The 22,241-nt window shown below is 41.7% G+C and carries 25 protein-coding genes and 1 pseudogene; 3 read left to right on the top strand and 23 right to left on the bottom strand.

Annotation, left to right across the window (positions count from 1 at the left end):
- Positions 1 to 9: 9 nt before the first annotated feature.
- The 20 genes from C1G49_RS06285 to C1G49_RS06185 form a co-directional block, all read right to left on the bottom strand.
- On the bottom strand, positions 10 to 921 hold the full coding sequence (locus C1G49_RS06285; RefSeq protein WP_105125018.1) for an aldo/keto reductase: 912 nt from the start codon (positions 919 to 921) through the stop codon (positions 10 to 12).
- 66 nt (positions 922 to 987) lie between these two features.
- Complete coding sequence (locus C1G49_RS06280) at positions 988 to 1,674, bottom strand: DUF4956 domain-containing protein (protein WP_238595853.1); 687 nt, start codon at positions 1,672 to 1,674, stop codon at positions 988 to 990.
- Positions 1,655 to 2,398 carry a polyphosphate polymerase domain-containing protein gene (locus C1G49_RS06275; RefSeq protein WP_105125017.1) on the bottom strand — a complete coding sequence of 248 codons (744 nt, stop codon included), beginning with the start codon at positions 2,396 to 2,398 and terminating at the stop codon, positions 1,655 to 1,657. Before C1G49_RS06275 ends, C1G49_RS06280 begins: the two co-directional genes overlap by 20 nt.
- A 75-nt stretch (positions 2,399 to 2,473) precedes the next feature.
- Complete coding sequence (locus tag C1G49_RS06270; protein ID WP_161942094.1) at positions 2,474 to 3,280, bottom strand: PepSY domain-containing protein; 807 nt, start codon at positions 3,278 to 3,280, stop codon at positions 2,474 to 2,476.
- A 215-nt stretch (positions 3,281 to 3,495) separates the two neighbouring features.
- The gene (locus tag C1G49_RS06265) at positions 3,496 to 5,067 is read right to left on the bottom strand and encodes a M56 family metallopeptidase (protein ID WP_105125015.1); all 1,572 of its coding nucleotides are present in this window, start codon (positions 5,065 to 5,067) and stop codon (positions 3,496 to 3,498) included.
- A gap of 20 nt (positions 5,068 to 5,087) precedes the next feature.
- Positions 5,088 to 5,456: a BlaI/MecI/CopY family transcriptional regulator gene (locus tag C1G49_RS06260; RefSeq protein WP_105109261.1), complete on the bottom strand. Its 369-nt coding sequence runs from the start codon at positions 5,454 to 5,456 to the stop codon at positions 5,088 to 5,090.
- Between the two features lie 120 nt (positions 5,457 to 5,576).
- Positions 5,577 to 6,590: a glycosyltransferase family 2 protein gene (locus tag C1G49_RS06255; protein WP_161942093.1), complete on the bottom strand. Its 1,014-nt coding sequence runs from the start codon at positions 6,588 to 6,590 to the stop codon at positions 5,577 to 5,579.
- 165 nt (positions 6,591 to 6,755) lie between these two features.
- Complete coding sequence (locus C1G49_RS06250; protein ID WP_105125096.1) at positions 6,756 to 7,226, bottom strand: sigma-70 family RNA polymerase sigma factor; 471 nt, start codon at positions 7,224 to 7,226, stop codon at positions 6,756 to 6,758.
- Between the two features lie 202 nt (positions 7,227 to 7,428).
- Positions 7,429 to 8,040, bottom strand: a complete 612-nt coding sequence (gene rpsD, locus C1G49_RS06245) for a 30S ribosomal protein S4 (protein ID WP_024407736.1) — start codon at positions 8,038 to 8,040, stop codon at positions 7,429 to 7,431.
- Positions 8,041 to 8,248: 208 nt separating this feature from the next.
- Positions 8,249 to 8,812 (bottom strand): TlpA family protein disulfide reductase, encoded by a 564-nt coding sequence (locus tag C1G49_RS06235; RefSeq protein WP_105125012.1) that lies wholly within the window; start codon positions 8,810 to 8,812, stop codon positions 8,249 to 8,251.
- 18 nt (positions 8,813 to 8,830) lie between these two features.
- Positions 8,831 to 9,526 (bottom strand): cytochrome c biogenesis CcdA family protein, encoded by a 696-nt coding sequence (locus C1G49_RS06230; RefSeq protein ID WP_105125011.1) that lies wholly within the window; start codon positions 9,524 to 9,526, stop codon positions 8,831 to 8,833.
- Between the two features lie 139 nt (positions 9,527 to 9,665).
- Complete coding sequence (locus C1G49_RS06225) at positions 9,666 to 9,917, bottom strand: Veg family protein (RefSeq protein ID WP_105114079.1); 252 nt, start codon at positions 9,915 to 9,917, stop codon at positions 9,666 to 9,668.
- Between the two features lie 3 nt (positions 9,918 to 9,920).
- Complete coding sequence (gene dnaB, locus C1G49_RS06220; RefSeq protein ID WP_105125010.1) at positions 9,921 to 11,276, bottom strand: replicative DNA helicase; 1,356 nt, start codon at positions 11,274 to 11,276, stop codon at positions 9,921 to 9,923.
- Positions 11,277 to 11,309: 33 nt separating this feature from the next.
- Positions 11,310 to 11,762 (bottom strand): 50S ribosomal protein L9, encoded by a 453-nt coding sequence (gene rplI, locus C1G49_RS06215; RefSeq protein WP_105125009.1) that lies wholly within the window; start codon positions 11,760 to 11,762, stop codon positions 11,310 to 11,312.
- A gap of 9 nt (positions 11,763 to 11,771) precedes the next feature.
- Positions 11,772 to 13,733 (bottom strand): DHH family phosphoesterase, encoded by a 1,962-nt coding sequence (locus C1G49_RS06210; protein ID WP_105125008.1) that lies wholly within the window; start codon positions 13,731 to 13,733, stop codon positions 11,772 to 11,774.
- An 80-nt stretch (positions 13,734 to 13,813) separates the two neighbouring features.
- Positions 13,814 to 15,730 carry a tRNA uridine-5-carboxymethylaminomethyl(34) synthesis enzyme MnmG gene (mnmG, locus tag C1G49_RS06205; protein WP_105125007.1) on the bottom strand — a complete coding sequence of 639 codons (1,917 nt, stop codon included), beginning with the start codon at positions 15,728 to 15,730 and terminating at the stop codon, positions 13,814 to 13,816.
- A complete protein-coding gene (locus tag C1G49_RS06200; protein WP_105125006.1) occupies positions 15,727 to 16,188 on the bottom strand; it encodes an NUDIX hydrolase in 462 nt (153 codons plus the stop codon). Before C1G49_RS06200 ends, mnmG begins: the two co-directional genes overlap by 4 nt.
- Positions 16,178 to 16,609, bottom strand: a complete 432-nt coding sequence (locus tag C1G49_RS06195; protein ID WP_105125005.1) for an NUDIX hydrolase — start codon at positions 16,607 to 16,609, stop codon at positions 16,178 to 16,180. Before C1G49_RS06195 ends, C1G49_RS06200 begins: the two co-directional genes overlap by 11 nt.
- A gap of 15 nt (positions 16,610 to 16,624) precedes the next feature.
- Positions 16,625 to 17,077: an NUDIX hydrolase gene (locus C1G49_RS06190; RefSeq protein ID WP_105125004.1), complete on the bottom strand. Its 453-nt coding sequence runs from the start codon at positions 17,075 to 17,077 to the stop codon at positions 16,625 to 16,627.
- A gap of 140 nt (positions 17,078 to 17,217) precedes the next feature.
- Complete coding sequence (locus C1G49_RS06185) at positions 17,218 to 17,544, bottom strand: winged helix-turn-helix transcriptional regulator (protein WP_002938209.1); 327 nt, start codon at positions 17,542 to 17,544, stop codon at positions 17,218 to 17,220.
- 125 nt (positions 17,545 to 17,669) lie between these two features.
- Between C1G49_RS06185 and C1G49_RS06180 the strand changes: the two genes are divergently transcribed.
- Positions 17,670 to 18,059: a nuclear transport factor 2 family protein gene (locus C1G49_RS06180; protein WP_018375151.1), complete on the top strand. Its 390-nt coding sequence runs from the start codon at positions 17,670 to 17,672 to the stop codon at positions 18,057 to 18,059.
- Positions 18,060 to 18,199: 140 nt separating this feature from the next.
- Here C1G49_RS06180 and C1G49_RS06175 read toward each other — a convergent pair.
- The 3 genes and pseudogenes from C1G49_RS06175 to mnmA form a co-directional block, all read right to left on the bottom strand.
- Positions 18,200 to 18,316, bottom strand: a pseudogene (locus C1G49_RS06175) (DNA mismatch repair protein MutT); the annotation flags it as partial.
- Between the two features lie 131 nt (positions 18,317 to 18,447).
- The gene (locus tag C1G49_RS06170) at positions 18,448 to 19,287 is read right to left on the bottom strand and encodes a hypothetical protein (protein WP_153048226.1); all 840 of its coding nucleotides are present in this window, start codon (positions 19,285 to 19,287) and stop codon (positions 18,448 to 18,450) included.
- A gap of 20 nt (positions 19,288 to 19,307) precedes the next feature.
- Complete coding sequence (mnmA, locus tag C1G49_RS06165; RefSeq protein WP_044753768.1) at positions 19,308 to 20,432, bottom strand: tRNA 2-thiouridine(34) synthase MnmA; 1,125 nt, start codon at positions 20,430 to 20,432, stop codon at positions 19,308 to 19,310.
- Positions 20,433 to 20,647: 215 nt separating this feature from the next.
- Between mnmA and sdaAB the strand changes: the two genes are divergently transcribed.
- Positions 20,648 to 21,319, top strand: coding sequence for an L-serine ammonia-lyase, iron-sulfur-dependent subunit beta (gene sdaAB, locus C1G49_RS06160; RefSeq protein WP_024379555.1), 672 nt, complete (start codon positions 20,648 to 20,650; stop codon positions 21,317 to 21,319).
- Between the two features lie 12 nt (positions 21,320 to 21,331).
- Positions 21,332 to 22,204: an L-serine ammonia-lyase, iron-sulfur-dependent, subunit alpha gene (gene sdaAA, locus C1G49_RS06155; protein ID WP_044767841.1), complete on the top strand. Its 873-nt coding sequence runs from the start codon at positions 21,332 to 21,334 to the stop codon at positions 22,202 to 22,204.
- The last annotated feature ends 37 nt before the right edge of the window (positions 22,205 to 22,241 follow it).

Below are 22,241 nucleotides of genomic sequence, written 5' to 3'. Positions count from 1 at the left end.
ACATTCCTCCTAGGGCAGAATGTTGCCTGCACTTTTATAGATTTCATACCATTCTGGTCGAGTGAGTGTAATCTGACTTGCTTGTGCAATCTTGGTCAAACGTTCTGGATTCATGGACCCAACAATGGTTTGAATATTTGCTGGATGACGCAAAATCCAAGCAACGACAATTGTTTCATGTGAAACATGGTAGCGCTCTGCTATTTCCCTAAGGGTCTGATTCAGAGAAGCATAGTCAGGATGGTTGGCGAAAATCCCCTGCTGCAAATCAATCAGAAAGGGTGACCAAGCCTGAATAGTGATTTTTTTGAGCTGGCAATAATCAATCAAACCTCCATCCCGCATGGTCGCAGCATCGTCTTTCATATTGACATGGAGCCCTGCATCAATCAAAGGAGTATGGGCAGGCGAAAGTTGGAGCTGATTGACCGCTAGGGGCTGATCCAGATAGGACTGGAGCAATTCCATTTGGTAGATGTTCTGGTTGCTGACACCGAAATGTCGCACCTTACCAGCCTGCTTCAAGAGATGAAAGGCCTCTGCGACTTCTTCTGCTTCCATGAGAGCATCTGGACGGTGGAGGGCCAAAACATCAAGATATTCTGTATCCAGGCGCTTGAGAATACCATCCACTGACTCCAAGATGTAGTCTTTAGAAAAATCAAAATAGCCCTTACGAATACCGCATTTTGATTGGAGGAAAATATCCTCTCGCTTCAGTCCTGCCAATTTTGCCCCCTGGGCAAAACGAATTTCAGATTCTCCCTTACCATAAATATCCGCATGATCGAAAAAGTTGATACCTTGTTCAAGGACTGTTTTCAAGACCTGGGCTGTTTCCTTCTCGCTCAAACTTGCCATTCGCATACAACCTAGACCAATTCGTGGAACTTCTAATCCTGTTTGTCCTAATCTTTGCATCTCTGGGCCTCCTATTCTGACTTCATTATATACAAAAAAAGAGATTGTTGCCAATCTCTCACCCTCCTACAAGGTTTTCTTTTTCTGTGCCAGCTTGCTAATGCTGATCTCAATCGAATCATTGATACTGAGCAAGGTATCAATCACCTGTTTGTCCGATAAATTCGAATCTAAATCAACATTATAGACCAGCTCCAAGCTATTGCTTTTTTTAATGTTCTTAATGCTGACCAATTCTACATACTTACAGGCATTGATAAAAGTAGCTTCAAATAGTAGTTCGTAATCCAACTCCCTAGGAACTCGAATGGTGATATTCCTTCTGGTTTGACTAACTGCTGCAAAGGAAGAATTTTCCAAGAATAGCAAGACTAGACAAACAAAGAGTGTAAAAATGGTTGCTAGGATAATAAAGCCCATACCGCAAGCCAGGCCAATACCCGTTGCGATAAAGACCATCAAGAGTTCCTTAGCCCCACCTGCCGCAGAGCGAAACCGAATCATCCCGAAGGTTCCCGCAATGGCCACACTGGTTCCCAAGTTTCCGTTGACCATAAATATAATCATGGTCATAAGAACCGGAAGAACGGTCAAAGTAATCACAAATTCCTTGGAATATAGGGTCTTGTATTTATAAACTACTGCAATAATCAGCCCCAGAATCAGGCTAACGACTAAACTGGTTGCTAGCATAGACGGTTCTGCGGGGCCTGTATTGGTTTCAAAGATACTTTTAAACAATTGCTCTTTCAAAAATTATTTCCTCTTCTTGACTTTCTACTAACTTACGGTGGGCTGTCCCATATTTAGAGAAGGACACGCGCTCTAAACCGTACTTATCAATAATGGCTTGAAGCCATTCTGGGTAGGTTTCAGGCACCTTAATTTCCATAATTACTTGATCATCTTCTAATAAAGGATAGCCATACTTTCCTGCAAACAAATCCACATCGTAATGACGATAAAGGATATTTTGGTCAATAGTGATACGAACCTTCTTATCCTCAATCCCTTTCATTGAAAAACGATCATAGTAAATGTACATCATGGGCTCAATCTTGCCGTAACGCTCTCGAAGCTCTGCCATTGTTTCCAAAAGCACTGGATTGTTGATGGTTTCATCAACTAGGTTATGGCTCATAAATTTCAAGACCGATGCTGGCTTTGAGGTCAAGCGATCCTTCAAGCCAACGCCATTTTCTTTTTTCTTGATTTCTAAAAAGACCTGGCTATCTGCATGTGGATGAGCATCGTAGGTCCGCATACGGATTTTCTCACGCTTCCACAGACGCTCCGCAGAATCTTGAATCATTCGATATTCATTTGTATCAAAATATATATTGGTAATGGTTGAAGTTGGGTAATCATCTTTGACTACATGAGCCTGAAGCTCTGCCATAACCGCTGCTAGTTGATGGCGATCAAGGATATATTTTGTTTCGATTCGTTTAAATTTGGTCTGTACTGTTTCTTTCATCTTACTCTCTTTTTCTACATTTGTCGTTCTAAGGGGTTAAGGGAAGAGTGGCTCACTTCCCACTCTCCCTATCTATTACCAGCTTTTCTTTGCTTCTACTTTTTTCTTGATAATTTGACCTGTTGTACCGTTAATCTTGTAGTCAAATTCAGAGTTGTTGGCAAGGGCTTCAACCTCATAGATGCCTTTCTCAAGGTCAATCTCTTTAAAGCGAACTTTAGCTGCTGCCAAGCCTAAATCTTTCAAGACAATAGTCTTCACTTGTTCTACTGAAAGCGTTGGCACTACTGCCACTTTCTTAGGCTGTGTAACTACAACTGGTTTTTTCTGCGGAGTTGCTGGTTTTACAGCGACTGCTTTTGTCTTTTTCTTGATAATCTTGCCTGTTAAACCATTGATATCATATTCATATTCAAGGTTATTTGCCACAAAATCCACTTCATAAACGCCCTTCTCAAGATCTACTTCTTTGAAGCGAACCTTATTAGCTGTCAAACCTGCATCCTTCAGGGCAATTGTTTTTGCCTGCTCTGTTGAAATCGTTACGGCAACAGTTGTTTTCTTCGCTTGAGTTGGTTGAGCTGGTTTTACAGTAGTCTTTGTAGGTGTTAGAGTTTTAGACTTTTTCTTAATAATTTTTCCTGTGCTAGCTTGGACATCGTAGTCGTACTCCACATTGTTGGCAACTAGATCAATCTCATAGATTCCTTTTTCAAAATCTAGATCCTTGAATCGTACTTGACTAGCATTCAAACTAAGATCTTTTAATACGATTGATTTTGCTGCATCCATTGTTTTGATTTGATTGGCCGATACTGTTTGCTGCAAACCAAGAGTAGCGGCTACTAGTGCTGTAAATGTCAATGTTTTTAACTGTTTCATAATAAACTCCATGATTGTTTTTCTACATTTGTAGTATTTTGTTTTTTAGAATAGAGTGGACGCCCACTCATTCTTCTACAATTGTAGTATAATTACATTCTACACTTGTCGTTTTAAATTGTCAAGCTTAAAAACTCAAAAAAGTAAAAAAATTTTACAAGTATGTTCCTATAGTAGAGGACCTAAAAAACACCTCTAATCAGAGGTGCATAGCACTAGTCATCAGAATCATCTGTATCATCACTGGTATCCACATCATCTGTATCATCGCTGACATCTACATCATCACTGGTAGCTACAGGCGGTGTATAAATCGTCGTTGGTGTAGATGTTGTAGCTGGAGTATAGCTTGATGTCGGCGTTTCAGTAACCACTGGCGTTTCTACTGTACTTGAGGCTGGTGCTTGACCATTAGTAACTGCAGAACCATTTGCGCTTTCTCCAGCATTACCAGCATTTGTTGTAGTTGTTGTAGCAACTGTGGTGGAGCTTGCTGTGCTGGTTGCTGTTGAAGATGGTTTTGTTGTCGTTGCAGTTGTTGATGAAGATTTTGTCGTTGAGGAAGACGATACGACTTTCAAGGTTTCTTTTTCCACTTTTCTTACCTGTTTGGTCAACTTATCGACTTGGATATGGTAACGTGTTTCCCCCTTAGAAAATTCAACCAAACAGTAATCCGATGCCTCTGTCACTTTCACATCCTTGACATCTGTCTGCTTAAGTTTTTGATCTTTTAGTGCCGCTTCTAAGGCTTGCTTATCGGTCAAACCTTCCTCTTGAATGACCTGATTGACTTGATCTTCCGTCATTGCCACAACGAAAATAGAACCTGAAAAGACCAAGGCCATGGTCATAAAGGTTGTGACCAATAAACCAAGTGAACGCATAGGAATACGGTTGTCCATAATCGCAATAATACGACGCTTGAGATTAAACTTATTTGAATAGAAACAGCTAGAAAGCAGGACTGGCTGCTGACTCTTATGAATCATGGTGATAATGGTTTCACCATAAAAAGAACGGTAGGCTTGATCACGTTGACTGAGAACGCTGTGGTCACAGTAACTCTCTGCAGCTTCCTGTACTTCCTTGCAGGCAAAGGCCACAATCGGATTAAACCAGTGGGCAGCCTTCACAAGTAGAACCAATAAATTGGCATATATATCCCTATGCTTATAGTGGGTCAGTTCATGTTCAAAAATAAGATCCAGTTCCTCATCTGTATAGTCTGTCGCTGGTAAAAGCACAATTGGATGACGCAGTCCAAAAATCATGGGACTGGAAACCTGTGGGTAGTGAAATAAACGAATGTCCTTCTTGATGCCAAACTCTTCTTTGATAATATGAAAATTCTCTAAAATCCTTAAGTCAGAAATAGGTGCTCCCCATCTCTTCAAAAGGTTACTGAATTTCACATAAGCAAAAATTGAACGACCCAGTACTACCGTAAAACCTAGAAACCAGATAAACAAGAAAATCTGTAACCAGGGTAAGCCAAGGACAAAATCCACCAAGTTGGGTTGACTAGTGGTTGCTGAGCTAGCTACAGTGCCTGTCGTTTCAATAGCAGTCGATACTACCTTAGGACTGTGCTCAATAGTGACCAAACCCGAACCAAAACGAGGTCTAAAAGGAAAAATCAGACTAGCCAACAAGGCCAACCAGGTCAGATAACGAACCCTAGCGGAAACCCTATTTTTTAATAAGATGAACAAGCCACTGACTACCAAAATCAATGCCGATTTATATAAACTCATTAGGAAAAAGCGCAAGATGAGTGATGACATTTCAAATCTCCAACTATATATTATTTATTCAACAAGCTCCTTAACTCATCCAGTTCATCGGCTGACAAAGCATTGGAGGAGAAGAGGGTTTTGACCAGACCACCAAGCGAGTTCCCTTGGTAACGATCTAAAAAATTTGATGTTTCAACCGCCATATATTCTTCTTCAGACACAATGGCTGTATAGTGACGCTCTCGGCCACTTCGCTCACTCTTCAAAAAACCTTTTTCAGTCAAGCGTGCAAGAATGGTCAATAAGGTTTGGGGCTTCCAGTGATTTTCTTCTCCCAAGTTACTAATAATTTGAGCAGAGGTCACTGGGTTTGGCAAGTGCCAAATGGTTCTTAAGACTGTAAATTCTGTATCGGGTAGACGTTTTAAATCATTCATACTTGATATCCTCTTTTCTTTCTCTATTATTCTACACTTGTCGTTTTAAAATGTCAACTATCCTCACTTGCTATTAACAAAGTATTCTGAACAAGAGAAAAACTCAGCCGAAACTGAGTTTTAGTTAAAACCATAAATTCTTTTAGCGATTTTATAGACGGCATTGGAAATTTTTCGCCCTGGGTAACCGTAAAGATTGGTCAACTGCCCGAGTAATCCTTTGCGGACAATCTTAAAGAGTGCAGGATTATTATCTCGAATATAGTGCCATAATTCCTGTTTTTTCATCATGTGTTCAGCTGTTCCTGCACGATTAAGAAGGGCACAAGAGATAATGGTGGTAATTTCCACATGATTGAGTAGATAACTCCGTAAATCAGGATTGTCAATGGCCTCCAAGTCTAAATTATCTACCAAAATTCGATTGACTTTTAACTGCTGGTCAATTCGTTTAATCATGACGGACTCATTGACAGACTGGTCATTTCGCCCAATAAAGTAACGATAAAAATCTACTGGCAGATAGAACATGGTTTTCACTGCCTGCAAAGGAGTAAATACGAAAATATTATCCACATAGAAGGTGTGCTCTGGCAGAACCAGACCAACCTCCCGTAGCAAATCTGTCCTGTAAATCAAGGAATGCATCATCATATATTGCCCCTTGGAAAAGGCACCCACATCCTCCCAACCGAAAATTCGATTTGCTGGCAGAACATCCTGATAGGACATGGTTTTCTTCCGAGATTGTCCCTCTTTTTCGTAAACAAAGTTGGAAATGAAGGCATCAACAGGTGTGTTTTCATCTTCTAAAGCCTGTAAACTTTCCAAAATCTTCAGATAGGCTCTGCTATCGACCCAGTCATCTGAATCCACTACCTTAAAATACTTTCCTTTGGCCTCATGAATTCCTGTATTAACAGCTCCGCCATGGCCCTTATTCTCTTGATAGATAGCTCGCACATTTGAAAATTGATTGGCAAGTTCCTCTGCGATTTCCTGAGTTCGGTCTATTGAACCATCGTTAATAATCAGAATTTCAACCTTGTCCCCACCCATTACAAGGGAATGAACACAGTAATGAAGGTAGGCCTCCGAATTATAACTCGGTATGGCAATGCTTAGTAAGGTCATCTTTCTCTCCATTTGACACAATTTGTTACTATTTTATCATATTTTCAGGAAAGGTGCAGAGGATAATTATTTTTCAAGGCCAACTTATTCACAACTTGTGGATAAGTTGTGGATTTCTAGAATGTTCTGTGGATAACTTTTGTAACCCCCAGCATCGTATCTTCTTCAACAAAAATCCTTTAAATGTTCTTGCAAATCCCGAAGCATATTCTTGCGACCATTGAAACTCTGACCACTGATGAGTTTTTCATAATTTTCCAATTGGTCCATAGACAAATTTTTCCGATAATCTCTCAAGGCACCTCTCAACATCAATAGCTCGTCATTAACCAAACCAGGTGATTGGATGAGATGTGATAGGTCGTGAATGTCTTCATGAGGCAAACGGTCAAACTTGCGCTTCTGACTTTCCTGTCTGCGAACTCGATCCTTAACCCGATTTCGGAATTTAACCTTGAAATAACAATACAGCTGAGCTCTTTCCTCAATCAACCAAGGCTGCTCTTCCAATAGTTCGAACAAAGTCATCATGCCTTCCTGTTCCCAATCATCTCTGTCCCATAACTTGATGTAAAACTCTTTTCGAGCCTTGTTGACAATCCCTTTTACGCTATCATACACCTTTTCAAATTCCATCATCCTATCTCCTTTGTTTGATGGTTTAAGTTTATCGAAAAGGGAGTTCTTTATACAGGACATTTTTGTCCAACTGACAGTACTTAGATTATTCCACTATCTCCATAGAGGTAGCAAAAAGGGGAGCAAACCCAGAAATCAACGTTTTAAGACAAAGCAAAAAGCCCACTGCTGTAGGCTTCTTACTATATAAAGTCTTATCTTAAAGCATTTTGTTATAGAATTCTACGACAAGAGCTTCGTTGATTTCTGGGTTGATTTCGTCGCGTTCTGGCAAGCGAGTCAATGAACCTTCAAGCTTTTCAGCATCGAATGATACGAAAGCTGGACGGCCAAGAGTTGCTTCAACAGCTTCAAGGATAGCTGGAACTTTGATTGACTTCTCACGAACTGAGATAACTTGACCAACTTCAACGCGGAATGATGGGATATCAACACGTTTGCCATCAACAAGGATGTGACCGTGGTTTACGAATTGACGCGCTTGACGACGAGTAGTTGCCAAACCAAGACGGTAAACGACGTTATCCAAACGACGCTCCAAAAGAAGCATGAAGTTGAAACCAAGAGTACCTTGTTTGATTTTAGTAGCTTGTACGAACAAGTTACGGAATTGTTTTTCACCCAAACCGTAAGAGAAACGCAATTTTTGTTTCTCAGCCAATTGCAAACCGTATTCTGACAATTTAGAACGGTTGTTTGGTCCGTGTTGACCTGGTACGTAGTTACGACGTGCCAATTCTTTACCTGTACCTGTCAATGACAAGCCAAGACGACGAGCTTGTTTCCAAGATGGTCCTGTATAACGTGACATGAATTATGTCCTCCTAAAATAAAAAATATTATTGTAGGAAATAACGTTTTAAGCAAACCTGATTCGTGCAGGAGGCCTTCATCGAAACAGCAACGATTACTCTTCTTGCTGACCTTCTGTTGACGAGCTTCATTTTGCTCTGCTGTTATTTCGCACAAAGGTTAGTATAACACAAAAAAAAGGCTCTGTAAAGCCTTTTTCATCCTTCTTATTGCATTTCTTCCAATAGTTGGACCAATTTATCCTTTTGAACCTGTCCTGCAAAGGAAACCTTGAGGGTTCCATCACTATTGATGAGGATATGAGTCGGAAAAGCAGCAATGCCAAACTGTGTCATCGCCTGATCTTTTGTGTCAAACAAGACAGGATAGGTCGCACCTAGCTCACTAGCCTTCTCTAAAATCTCAGCCTTGCTCACATCCGCAGGATTGGTATTCGCAAACTCAGTATCCTCAGGTGACGTAATCGACAAAAAGACAAAATCTTCCTTATCCTTATACTCTTGATAGACCTCCTCCAATTCTGGGATTTCTCTCTGACAAGGACCACACCAGGTCGCCCAAACATTGATATAAATCTTTTTCCCCTTGTAATCTGCCAGATTGACATCATTTCCATCCTTATCCTTTAGGGAAAAATCTAGCGTGACAGGTTGATTAGCCTGTAAAGTTGACTCCGTAGAAGACGGACTTACCAATGGTAACAAGGAACAAGCCGTCAACACAAAACAGGAAGCAAGTAAGCAAGCGATAATAGATAGCAACTTTTTCATAAACAAATCCTTTCTATCCTACTGGAAAAAACGAACAAGATGCTGGAAGAAACCTGTTAAAATACTCAAGCCAATCAAGAGCAATAAATAACCTGAAATACGCTTGGTCCAAGCCAAATAGTGCCGATTGTTCTTGAAGAAAGCCAACATTTTCTGAGAAAAAAAGGCAACCAAAATAAAGGGAAGAATAAAACCAAGACAATAAACCAACAGCAAGATACCACTCAACCAGCCCTCCTGACTGCTAGCATAGATAAATACAGAAGCCAGAATCGGACCGATACATGGTGTCCAAGAAAAACTAAAGGTAAAGCCCATCAAAAAAGCTAAAAAAGGAGTGACCTGTTTCCCTGCCTGATAGACCTTGTTTTTCGCAGAAAATTCACGCTCCAACATGGGAATATTGAACCAGCCCAACTGCAAAATCCCCATGAGAATAATCAGCAGACCACTGATGATTTGCAAGACTTGAGCATTGGCTTGTAAGACCCTGCTCAGTAAACTAGAGGCAAATCCCAATAAGAAGAAGGTCACCGCAATCCCAACTACAAAACTTAGCGTATTGATGAGAACCTTCTTCTCTCCCTCTTTCCCTTCAGCTCCACCTGCCAACAAACCAATGTAGATAGGGAGAATGGGCAGAACACAAGGAGAAAGAAAGGACAAAATCCCCTCCACAAACAGAGTCAAAAAGGTAAACCATTGCAAGTCCATACCAAACTCCTTTTTATCTAGCACAAAAATGATTTTGAAAACGTTTTATGTACTAATATTATAACACACTACTTCACCTTGGTCAATATATCGTTTGGTTAAACCATACAAAAAAGCCTGCAAATACAGGCTTCCATTTCTAGTCCAAGTAATGAATTAAGATTTTCTCCGTCAATACATCCGAGTAGGTATAAGATTCTACAAAAGTATTGTTTGGATCTTCAAATTCAACGATAAACAAAGACTGATAAACTTCTGTAATCCGACCTTGCTTATTTTTCTCACGCTTCCGACCATTTTCAAGGGTCAACTCGACAATTTGTCCCTCGTGGTCTTTAATATCTTGTTTGATTTGCTTCATCTTAGCAACATCTGTAAATGCATCACTCATTCTCTATCCATCCTCTCTCTTGGAAATACTTGCAAATTTATTGTATTCTTTTTGGAACATCAATTCCACGGTACCACGCGCACCGGAACGGTTTTTCTCGATGATGACTTCAACCGTATTGTTAGGAATAGCACCCTCTTCCTGCTCACCACGCTCATAGTAATCATCACGATATAAGAAGGCAACGATATCCGCATCCTGCTCGATAGACCCAGATTCACGAATATCGGACAAGACGGGACGCTTGTCCTGACGTTGTTCCACACCACGCGACAACTGACTAAGGGCGATAACTGGAACTTTCAATTCCTTAGCCAAAATCTTCAACTGACGGGAAATCTCCGAAACCTCTTGTTGCCGGTTTTCACGACCTGTTCCTGTAATCAACTGGAGATAGTCAATCAAAATCAAGCCCAGATTTCCAGTTTCCTGAGCCAACTTCCGTGACCGCGAACGGATCTCCGTAATCTTAATACCGGGCGTATCATCAATGTAAATGCTAGCCCGTGCCAAATTAGCCTGAGCTACCATATACTTATTCCACTCTTCCTGTGTCAAATGACCCGTACGAATGGCACGCGAATTGATAACTCCCTCAGAAGCCAACATACGGTCCACCAAGCTCTCCGCACCCATCTCCAAAGAAAAGATGGCGACGGTCAAGCCTAACTTTGTACCAATATTCTGAGCAATATTGAGAGCGAAGGCCGTCTTACCAACCGCAGGACGAGCCGCAAGAATAATCAGCTCTTCCTCATGCAAACCCGTTGTCATAGCATCGAGGGCAGGATAGCCAGTCGCAATACCTGTAATGTCCGAAGTCTGCTTGGCACGGGTTTCAAGGTTGTCAAAGTTGATATTCAAAACATCATCAATCCGCTTGAAACCACTTCGACTGGCACCTTCACTGACATCAATTAGGGCTTTTTCAGCATTGGCGATAATGTCATCTGAACCGTCCGCCCCCTCATAAGCCTGATTAACTGCATCCGTCAAACGAGCAATCAGCTTACGAAGGTTGGATTTTTCCGCGACAATCTTGGCATAGAATTCCGCATTGGCTGCCGTCGGTACGGAACTAATGATTTCCGCCAAGTAAGCCAAACCACCGATATTCTCCAAATCACCATGATTGACCAGGTAGTTGCGCATGGTGGTCGCATCAATAGCCTCATTCTTATCAGAAAGGGCAATCATGGCCTTGAAAATCAGCTTATGGGCATGCTTGAAAAAATCCTCTGCCTCGATATATTCACGAACAAAGACCAACTTGCCTTCATCCAGGAAAATAGCTCCCAAGACCGACTGTTCAGCCAGAATATCCTGCGGTTGCACCCGCAATTCATCTAAGTCTGCCAAGATTTCACCTCCTCACTGATAATGTTAATTCTTCTAAGCTTCCTTAATGCTCAAATTGATGACACCTGTCACATCTTGATAGATTTTGACAGGAACATCAATCAAACCAAGGGCACGAATTGGATGGTCCAATTGGATATGACGTTTGTCAATCTTAATACCAAATTGTTTTTCCAATTCTTCAGCAATCTTCTTGCTAGTAATCGAACCAAAAGTCCGACCGTCTGGACCAACTTTTTCGACAAATTTCACCAAAGTAGCCTCTTCTGCCAACTTCGCCTTGATAGCCTCTGCTTCAGCAATCATTTCCGCATGAGCTTTAGCTTTAGACTTTTCTTGACCACGTAGGGCACTAATTGCTTGTGTTGTAGCTTCCTTAGCCAAATTTTTCTTAATCAAGAAGTTTTGGGCATAACCTGTTGGAACTTCCTTGATTTCGCCTTTTTTTCCCTGACCTTTTACATCTGCCAAAAAGATAACTTTCATTTGCTTCACCTAACTTTCTTTTATTTCCTCATAAATTTTACTGATGAGGTTTTCCTTAACTTGTTCAAGGGTTTGGTCATAGACCTGGGCTGCAGCCAAATTGAAATGACCTCCGCCCCCCATTTCTTCCATGATACGCTGAACATTGACCTTGCTGTGACTTCTAGCGGAAATTGCTATGTAACCTTTGGCATTTTTGGTAACTACAAAGACTGCCTCAATGCCAGCCATATCCAATATGGTATTAGCCGCCTTACTAGGAACAATCGTGTCATACTCCAAGTTTTCATCACCACAAGCAATCACAATATGGGGCTCCAGCTTCTCCCCACGCAAAATCAATTCATTGATTTGACGATAGGCATCGAAATCTGTCGCTGAAATCTGCTGAATTTCAAGACTATCACTGCCACGAGTCCGCAAATAGCTAGCCACATCAAAGGTCCGACTGGTTACACGAGAAGTGAAATTCTTGGTATCTAGCATAATCCCAGCCATCAACAGACTGGATTGCAAACGATTGAGCTTATGGCGTTTATCGTTTTGGAATTGCACCAACTCCGTCACCAATTCGCTGGCTGAGCTAGCCCCACTTTCGATATAAGTCAGCACAGCATTGCTTGGAAAATCGGTATCCCTACGATGATGGTCCACAATCACAACCTGACTGAATTGCTCATAGAGTTCCTTGTCCAAGGTCAAACCAATCTTGGAATGGTCAACCATGATTAACAAGGATTGGAAGGTAACCATTTTCTTGGCTTCCTCAACAGTAATCAGATTAGAACAATTTTCATCACGCAACTTTTTAATGGCCCGTGCAATATCTGGTGCCATCTCGTCAGGATTATAAACCGTATAGGCATTGTTCATGATATTTTGGGCAAAATATTGCATCCCAACTGCTGAACCCAGAGCATCCATATCCAAATTACGGTGTCCAACAACAAAGACAGCATCCACTGATTTTAGCTTATCAGATACGGCTGTCATCATAGCACGCGTTCGAGTGCGGGTTCGTTTTACTGATGAGGCTGAGCCACCTCCAAAGAAAAGCGGTTGCTTGCTCTCGTCATTTTCCTTGACCACAACCTGATCTCCTCCACGAACCTCAGCCATGTTGAGATTTTGAAGAGCTATCTGTCCAATCTGATAATGGTTGCCATCACCGTAGGCCAGACCCATACTAAGTGTTAAACCCAATTCCAATTTTTTAGCTTCTTCACGGAACTTATCAATAACGGAGAACTTATTTTCAATCAGCATCTCCAAGACTGCATAATCCGTGAAAAAGTAGAAACGATCCATGGTACCACGGCGGTAGTAGATACCATAGTCGTGGCAAAAATCAGAAACAAACTGAGCCAAAAATGAATTGACCTGACTAATCTGTGAATCCGTCACCGTATCCTCGAGTTCATCATAATTATCAACAGAAATAATTCCGATAACCGGTCGACTACCGATTAAGCTATTTGTCGCTGAGTACTCTGATGAAGCATCAAAGAAGTAAAACAAACCATGATCGAAATCAACGTTAACCAGGTATCTTTTCCCAGAAAAATTGGCATAGACACGGTCCTCATCCAGACCCACATCAATAATTTCACGCAGCTTCTTCTGGTCAAATTCCCCGTTTTCCTGAGCAAAAATAAGCTCTGCAAAGGGATTAAACCACTCCACTTGATTGCTATCTGGCCGAACCTTAATCACTCCGACCGGCATCTTATCCAGAAGCATCATCAAGCCCGAATTGGCCTGATGATTGAGATATTCAATTTGTTCTAACTCACTAAATTCGTAAGAATGTTTTTGATAGATAAATAAGGCAACCAATACGCTTAAGCTCACTAACAGAGCAAAGATAGTAAAGGCACTTGTTGGAGAAAATTGATGGATCAGTGCCACCAATCCAAACAAGATAACGCCTATCATGACAAAATGAATTGTCGAAAACCGAAATTTTTTCATCACTAACCTCTGCCTGCCATTTTACCACAAACCATTAGAAATTGCTAGTTTTCGCTAGCATGCACAAGAAAAGAACAGCCTTAGTGACTGTCCTTTGATTTGTTTTTAGAAATGGAACGACTGCGTCCTTCCAAGTAGACCATGAGAATAGAGATGTCCGCTGGATTGACACCGGAAATCCGACTGGCCTGGCCGATGGTTTCTGGTGAAATCAGCTTGAACTTCTGACGGGCTTCAGTTGCTATGGAGTCAATGTCATCCCAGTCAATGTCGGCTGGAATACGTTTTTCTTCCATGCGTTTCATTTTCTCTACTTGGTCCAAGGCCTTGGCAATGTAACCTTCATACTTGACCTCTGTTTCAATCAATTCAATAGTCTTGGCATCCAACTCCTCTGCCGCAGGACCGATAAAGGCTACCGCATCTGCGTAAGTCACATCTGGACGACGCATGAATTCTTTGGCAGTCAGAGCGTCTGTCAAGGGCTTGAAGCCCATTGCAACAACTTTTTCATTGGTTTCTTTGATTGGCTTGAGTTTGATAGACTCCAAGCGTTTCATTTCGTTGTCAAACTGGTTTTTATGAATTTGGAAAACCTGCCAGCGTTCATCATCCACCAAGCCCACCTGACGACCAATCTCCGTCAGACGCATATCGGCATTGTCATGACGCAAAATCAAGCGGTATTCTGCCCGACTGGTCAAGAGGCGGTAAGGCTCCACCGTTCCCTTGGTTACCAGGTCATCAATCATAACACCAATGTAGCCGTCGCTTCGTTTCAAAATCAACTCAGGCTTGCCCTGTACCTTGAGGGCGGCATTGATCCCAGCGATAATTCCCTGACCAGCTGCTTCTTCATAACCTGACGTTCCGTTGGTCTGACCTGCGGTAAAGAGCCCTGAAATCTTCTTGGTTTCCAGCGTCGCCCGCAACTGGTGCGGCATGACCATATCGTACTCGATAGCATAGCCAGTCCGCATCATCTGGGCATTTTCTAAACCTTTGATGGAGTGAATCAAGTCCTGCTGCACATCTTCTGGCAGACTGGTTGACAAGCCTTGGACATAGATTTCGTCGGTGTTTCGACCCTCTGGCTCTAAGAAGAGCTGATGGCGTTCCTTGTCGGCAAAACGGACAATCTTGTCCTCGATTGACGGACAATAACGGGGACCAATCCCCTTGACAATGCCTGAAAACATAGGTGCTCGGTGAAGATTGCTGTTGATGATCTCATGGCTGGTCGCATTGGTATAGGTCAACCAGCAAGGAATCTGATCCTGTAAATAATCCTCGTCCTTGGATAAGAATGAAAAATGATTTGGCTTTTCATCGCCTGGTTGAATTTCCGTTTCTTCGTAGTTAATGGTACGAGCGTTAACACGCGGTGGCGTTCCTGTCTTGAAACGACCGATTTCAAGTCCCAGTTCTTTCAGGTTATCCGCTAGCGTTATAGAAGCCAGACTATTGTTAGGCCCTGACGAATACTTGAGGTCACCAATGATAATCTCACCACGCAAGGCTGTACCCGTCGTCACCACAACTGCCTTGGCTGAAAATTTCTGGTTGGTAGCCGTGCGGACACCGATAGCCTTGCCGTCTTCCACTAAAATCTCATCAATCATGGTTTGACGCAGGGTCAGATTTTCCTGACGCTCCACCGTCCGCTTCATCTCTGCTGCGTACTCTGCCTTATCTGCCTGAGCCCGCAAGGCACGAACAGCCGGTCCCTTGCCCATATTGAGCATCTTCATCTGGATATAGGTCTTGTCAATGTTGCGACCCATTTCGCCACCCAGGGCATCAATTTCTCTTACCACAATCCCCTTGGCAGAGCCACCAATGGAGGGATTACAAGGCATAAAGGCCACCATATCCAAGTTAATGGTCGCAAGCAGGGTCTTACAGCCCATACGACTGGCTGCCAAGCCAGCTTCTACACCCGCATGCCCCGCACCGATCACGATGACATCATAGTTTTCTGCAAATGTGTATGTCATGTTATTTTCTCCTTCATGTTCATAATGTGTTTAACTTGTCCATTCCAGTTTGGCAATTCCTCTGCCAGAAAAACTGGTACGACATCTAAGTTGACAAGGTTGTCAACGTCTATCCATTCACAAGTTTGTTTCAAGTTATCTTCAATCATCTCCTCAGGTATTTCTCCAATAAGCTCCACGATAAAATGAAGCTCGATATTGTGAAAGTCTATACCCTCATGTGTAAACTGATTTTCAACGACAAAAGCCAGTTGATTGACACGACTGTCAACCCCTAATTCTTCTTTGACTTCTCGAACAGCCGCATCTTGTGCAGTTTCGTTGACTGCAATCGCACCGCCAATGGTATAATAACGCCCCTTAGAGTCCTTCGTGAGAAATATTTTCCCGTCTTTTATAAGCAATGCAGTCGCACGAACACCAAAAAGCTGATTGTCAATTCTGGTCCTAAAATCCATTCTTCCTTTTCTTTTCTAAAATCTCTTCTAGATATGGAACTAAGTTGCTCTTGTTTTCATTGTTATAGGTTAACCATAGAAAGTCAGTATGCTCTTCTGGGTCAAGAAGGATTGTTTTGGGCTGCTCAAGAAGCTTCACTTCATAGACCAGCCTCGTAAATACAGTCTGCTTCTCTTCATCAAACTGACTATCTTCATGGATAATGGTCAGATTTTCCTTTTCTATCAAAATACCTGTTTCTTCAAAACACTCTCTCACTGCGGCATCACGGGGCAATTCATTCTCCTCGACACGACCGCCTGGAATGTCCCAATATCGAGGAAAAACATTGGGCTTGCAACGCTTAATCTGCGAACGCTGAATAATCAAGTGACTGTCTGCAACAGTCAGTAAAACATGGGCAATCAATTTAACAGGCATGGTTCCTCCGCTACTTTAGTTATCTTTGTTCATAAGATGCTTTAGTTGTCCGTCCCAGTTGGCTAACTCGGTCGTAAGAAAGGCTGGATTGAGATTCAGTTTCTCTAAGTCCGCAAAAGCAACCCATTCACACTGGCGAACAGAATTCCCTTCTTCCAGATTGGTAGCTGGATTAGACAGTGGGGTAACTATATAGAGAAATTCAATCTGATGATAGGATTTCTCCTGTAAGGTAAACTGATTTTCAACGATAAATGCTAGTGGTCCAACCTCCACATCAATTCCGATTTCTTCTTTCATTTCCCGCAGGACAGCCTCTTCCGTCGTTTCACCAAGCTGAATAGCTCCACCTAAGGTGTAATATTTCCCCTCAGGCGATTTAACAAGATATAACTTCTCATCTTGTACCACCAAGCCCGTCGCACGAACACCGAAGATTTGATTGTCGTGTCTCGTTCTGAAATCCATCTTCTCTCCCCAATCACAAAAATAGCCAAAACTCTCGAAAATTGCAGGACAAAAAAGCCTACAATTCCCATGAGCTTTGACCATCATGATAATTGTTACTCTTATTCTATCAAAAGATTTGTAGAATTTCAAATCTGGTGTTACGTTAACGTTTCAATATATTCTAAGCCCCAAGCCTCAACAGCATCCAGTACCGAACGAAATTTTTCGCCCATTTCAGTCAAGCTATACTCTACACGAGGGGGGACTTCTGCATAGACCGTGCGACTAATAATGCGATCCTCCTCCAATTGTCTAAGGTGCCTTGTTAACATGGTTTGAGTAATACCTGGAATTAGTCGTTGCAATTCATTGAAGCGTTTCGTTCCTGTACTGAGTTGGTAGATAATCACCAATCCCCACTTACCAGTCAAGACTTTTTGCGTTGTTGCAAAAGGGCAAATACCATATTCACTAACTTTTTTCAAAAAAATTCTCCTTTATTTATCACAATAGTATCACTTTTGATACCAACCAATACAAAAGTACCTACTTGCATAATTGATTGATTGGACTATAATTGTACTATATCAAAAAAATTGGAGGACATCAAATGTCAACAAACTTGGAAATTTTTAATGCCTATAACAATGCTCTCATCGCTGGTGATTTTGCAGCTCTTTTTGAAACAATGGCTGACGACATTATCTGGCATCAACCCGGAAATCATTCAACATCTGGTGCTAAAATTGGTAAAGAAGTACTCGGAGCACATCTAGCAACTTTCGCCGAAAAAACAAATGGAACTTTCAAAGTAGTGACAAACTGGGTGTCAGATAATGATACTCTTGTTGCCGCTAATGTAACATTCCTCGGTACTCGAACAGATGGTGAAGAACTAAACATGAATGGTATCGATCTTTTCCGTATGGAAGAGGGCAAAATCAAGGAAGTTTGGCTCTTCTCAGCCGACCAAAAAGCCGAAGATGCTTTCTGGGGATAAGATAAAAAGCTCAGCACGAGGGTGCTAAGCTCAGACTGAAGACAAAGTCGTTAGAATTGTATTTCTAACGGCTTTTTCATATGTAAAGTAGTATAATAGAGATAGGAATACTAGTTAATATGAAGAGGGAGAATCGCTAGAATATCCCAATGCTGCGGAAATACGTTCGGTTCTCCACGCTCAATTTGCGAACGCTGAATGATCAAGTAACTGTCTGCAACAGTCAGTAAAACATGGGCAATCAGTTTGACAGGCATGGTTCCTCCTAATCTCACAAAAAACAGCCAAAACTCTCGAAAATTGTAGGACAAAAAAGCCTACAATTCCCATGAGCTTTGACCATCATGATAACGCGACCAGTTAGCCTAGCATAATCTTCTTATTAACTTCAATTTAATTTAAATTTTTCAGTTTGTTGATTTATTGTATTTAATATGGTCAGCATTTCTTCACTATTAAATTCTTGAGATGCTTCATTAGCATAATCATCAAGTCCATCACGATAATATAAAATATCTCGAACAATATTTTTAGTTTCGATTTCACCCAAAGATTTTCCGAACATCGGTTCAACATTTTTAAAAAAATACCTATAGTATGAAATTATAGATATTATCGTAGTGATGGTGATAATTAAAGAAGTTATTGTAATAATACTATCTATATTTATATCATCTCTTGAAATAATAGCAAAAAATGGAGATAAGACTGCTACTGTATTTACCTGTATTATTCCAGAAAGAACAAATTGTCTTTTTTTGTGAAAGTCATCGTCATTACTATTGATTTCACAGAGTAAATTTTCCAATCGTAGGTGAACATCTGCTGGATAAACGCATTGCGAAATATTTCGTTTAATTTTGTACAGATGCCTTTTGTACTCTAATTTACTATATTTACTATCTTGAATATTCCACAAAGGATCTAGGGTAAATCTTTTTATAATGTATATAATTACCAATAGAAATACGATAGGAATAACGTTCTTCCAGCCATCAAAAAATGGGAGTTGTCGTGAAGTATTTGTAATAGAACCATAAACAAACTTTTGAAATTGAGCCACAATAACTAGGAATGGAATTATAGCTATAAAAGATAAAATAAAATAAGACTTAGAATGTTTATCAAACTTTTCTTGCTGAAATTCTTTATTAATTATTTCAAATACTTCATTATAAAACTTACTAGCTAAATTATTATAAACTTTATACTTTTCCTCTACTGACATAAAAGCAAAATCCTTTCGTTCTAAATATACTGACAAGCCTCTCCATCTTTATAGGCCATATCAATCATACCACCGCCCAAGCATTCTTGTCCGTCGTAGAAAACTACAGCTTGTCCTGGTGTGATGGCCCGCTGTGGCTCTGCAAAGATGACTTCTGCCTGGTCACCTTTTACCTTGACAGTTACTTGACTGTCTGGTTGACGGTAGCGGAATTTAGCTGTGCACTCAAGCGTGAATTCTTCGGGCATGTCACGTGTAAAGTGGACTTGACTAGCCTGTAAAGAAGTTGACATCAAGGACTCATGATAGAAGCCTTGACCGACATAGAGGATATTTTGGGATAGGTCTTTTCCGACAACAAACCAAGGCTCATTATCCCCACCGATTTGTCCTCCGATACCAAGCCCGCCCCGCTGACCAATGGTATAGTACATGAGGCCTGTATGCTCTCCCATGTCACGACCGTCAACGGTCATCATCCGACCGGGCTGGGCTGGCAAATACTGCCCTAAAAATTCTTTGAAGTTCTTTTCACCGATAAAGCAGATACCTGTCGAATCTTTCTTTTTAGCGGTCGCCAAGCCTGCTCGCTCTGCTATTTCCCTAACCTGAGGCTTTTGTAAATGGCCGAGCGGAAACATGGTTTTCTGCAATTGTTCCTGTGATAGTTGGCTGAGGAAGTAGGTCTGGTCCTTGCCATTGTCTGCCCCACGTAGCATATGGACGGTGCCGTCCTCGTCGCGTGACACCTGAGCATAATGCCCCGTCGCCACATAGTCCGCACCCAAGTTCATAGCGTAATCCAAGAAAGCCTTGAACTTGATTTCCTTGTTACACATGACATCTGGATTGGGTGTGCGGCCTGCCCGATACTCTGCTAGGAAGTACTCAAATACGCGGTCCCAATACTCTTTTTCAAAGTTGACAGAGTAGTAAGGAATGCCGATTTGGTCTGCCACTGCAGCCACATCCTTATAATCTTCTGTTGCTGTACAGAAGCCATTTTCATCCGTGTCATCCCAGTTTTTCATGAAGATGCCGATCACATCGTAGCCCTGCTCCTTGAGCAAGAGAGCCGTAACCGATGAATCCACACCGCCACTCATACCGACAACAACACGGGTTTTCGAATTGTCTATTGACATCATCTTCTCCCATCTTTTCGTTGAAATAACGATTTGAAGGTCGTATTCCAAAATTTTTTCAAAAAACGATTTGAAGGTCGATTTTGAACAACTTGTATTATACCACACAAAAGGGAGAAGAAACAGGAATTTGGTATTGAAACCCCATTCATCTAGGCATTCTATCCAAATCAAAAATTTGATATAATAGTATTAAGAAAAACGTGAGGATAATTATGACAAATTTAAAATTTCAATCGGTCTTTGATATTATCGGGCCAGTTATGATTGGACCTTCTTCCAGCCATACAGCTGGGGCAGTCCGCATTGGGAAAATTGTGTCTTCCATCTTTGGTGATGAACCAACCGAGGTCGAATTCCAACTTTACAACTCTTTTGCCAAGACCTATCGTGGACACGGTACAGATGTGGCCTTGGTAGCAGGCATTTTAGGCATGGATACAGACGACCCACGCATTCCTGACTCTCTAGATATTGCTCGAGAACGTGGCATCAAGGTTTACTGGCGTGTCAACAAGGACAGCAATACCCCCCATCCCAATACCACCCGAATTATCATTAAAAATGACAAAAAGTCTATATCAGCAACGGGCGTTTCCATTGGCGGAGGCAATATTCAAGTAACGGAGCTCAACGGCTTTTCTGTCAACCTGAATATGAATACTCCGACAATTATCATCGTTCACCAAGATGTTCCAGGTATGATTGCCAAGGTAACTGACATCTTATCAAAATACAATATCAACATTGCCCAAATGAACGTGACCCGTGAACAAGCTGGCGAAAAAGCTATTATGATTATCGAAGTGGATGCTCGCCAGTGTGAAAATTCTATTGCAGAAATCGAAAAAATTCCCCATCTGCACAATGTTACCTTCTTCAACTAGAAAGAGAAAGACATGTTTTATACTATCGAAGAATTAGTTCAGCAAGCCGAACAGTTTTCTGGCAATGTAGCTGAACTCATGATTGCGACTGAAATTGAGTTGACCGGTCGTAGCCGCGAAGAAATATTGACAATTATGTCAAGAAACTTGACAGTTATGAAAGCGTCGATTGTTGACGGATTAACAGAAAGCAAGTCCGTTTCTGGATTGACAGGTGGTGATGCTGCCAAGTTAGATGCTTATATGAAAAAGGGCAAGACACTGTCTGATTCCTCTATCCTATCCGCAGCAAGAAATGCTATGGCTGTCAACGAGTTAAACGCCAAAATGGGCTTGGTCTGTGCCACACCAACTGCTGGCTCTGCTGGTTGCTTGCCTGCCGTTCTTGGTGTTGCTATTGACAAGTTAAACTTGACAGAAGAGCAACAACTTGACTTCCTCTTTACAGCTGGGGCATTTGGTCTGGTCATTGCCAACAATGCCTCCATCTCAGGTGCAGAAGGAGGCTGTCAGGCAGAAGTTGGCTCTGCCTCTGCTATGTCCGCAGCGGCACTAACCCTTGCTGCTGGAGGAAGTCCCTACCAAGCCAGCCAAGCCATCTGCTTTGTCATCAAAAATATGTTAGGCCTCATCTGTGATCCCGTTGCAGGTCTGGTAGAAGTCCCATGTGTCAAACGAAACGCCATGGGAGCAAGCTATGCCATGGTGGCTGCAGATATGGCACTGGCAGGAATTGAATCAAAAATTCCTGTAGATGAGGTTATCAATGCCATGTACCAAGTAGGCTCTGCCCTACCAACCGCCTTCCGTGAAACTGCCGAAGGAGGTCTGGCTGCCACACCAACTGGTCGCCGATTGGCACAAGAAATCTTCGGCGAAAATTGACAAGGTTGTAAATGAAAGAGGCTGGGTAAAAAGCCCA

The organism is Streptococcus suis (assembly GCF_002960625.1).
Lineage (GTDB): Bacteria > Bacillota > Bacilli > Lactobacillales > Streptococcaceae > Streptococcus > Streptococcus suis_T.
This window is presented reverse-complemented; position numbering and strand designations above follow the sequence as displayed.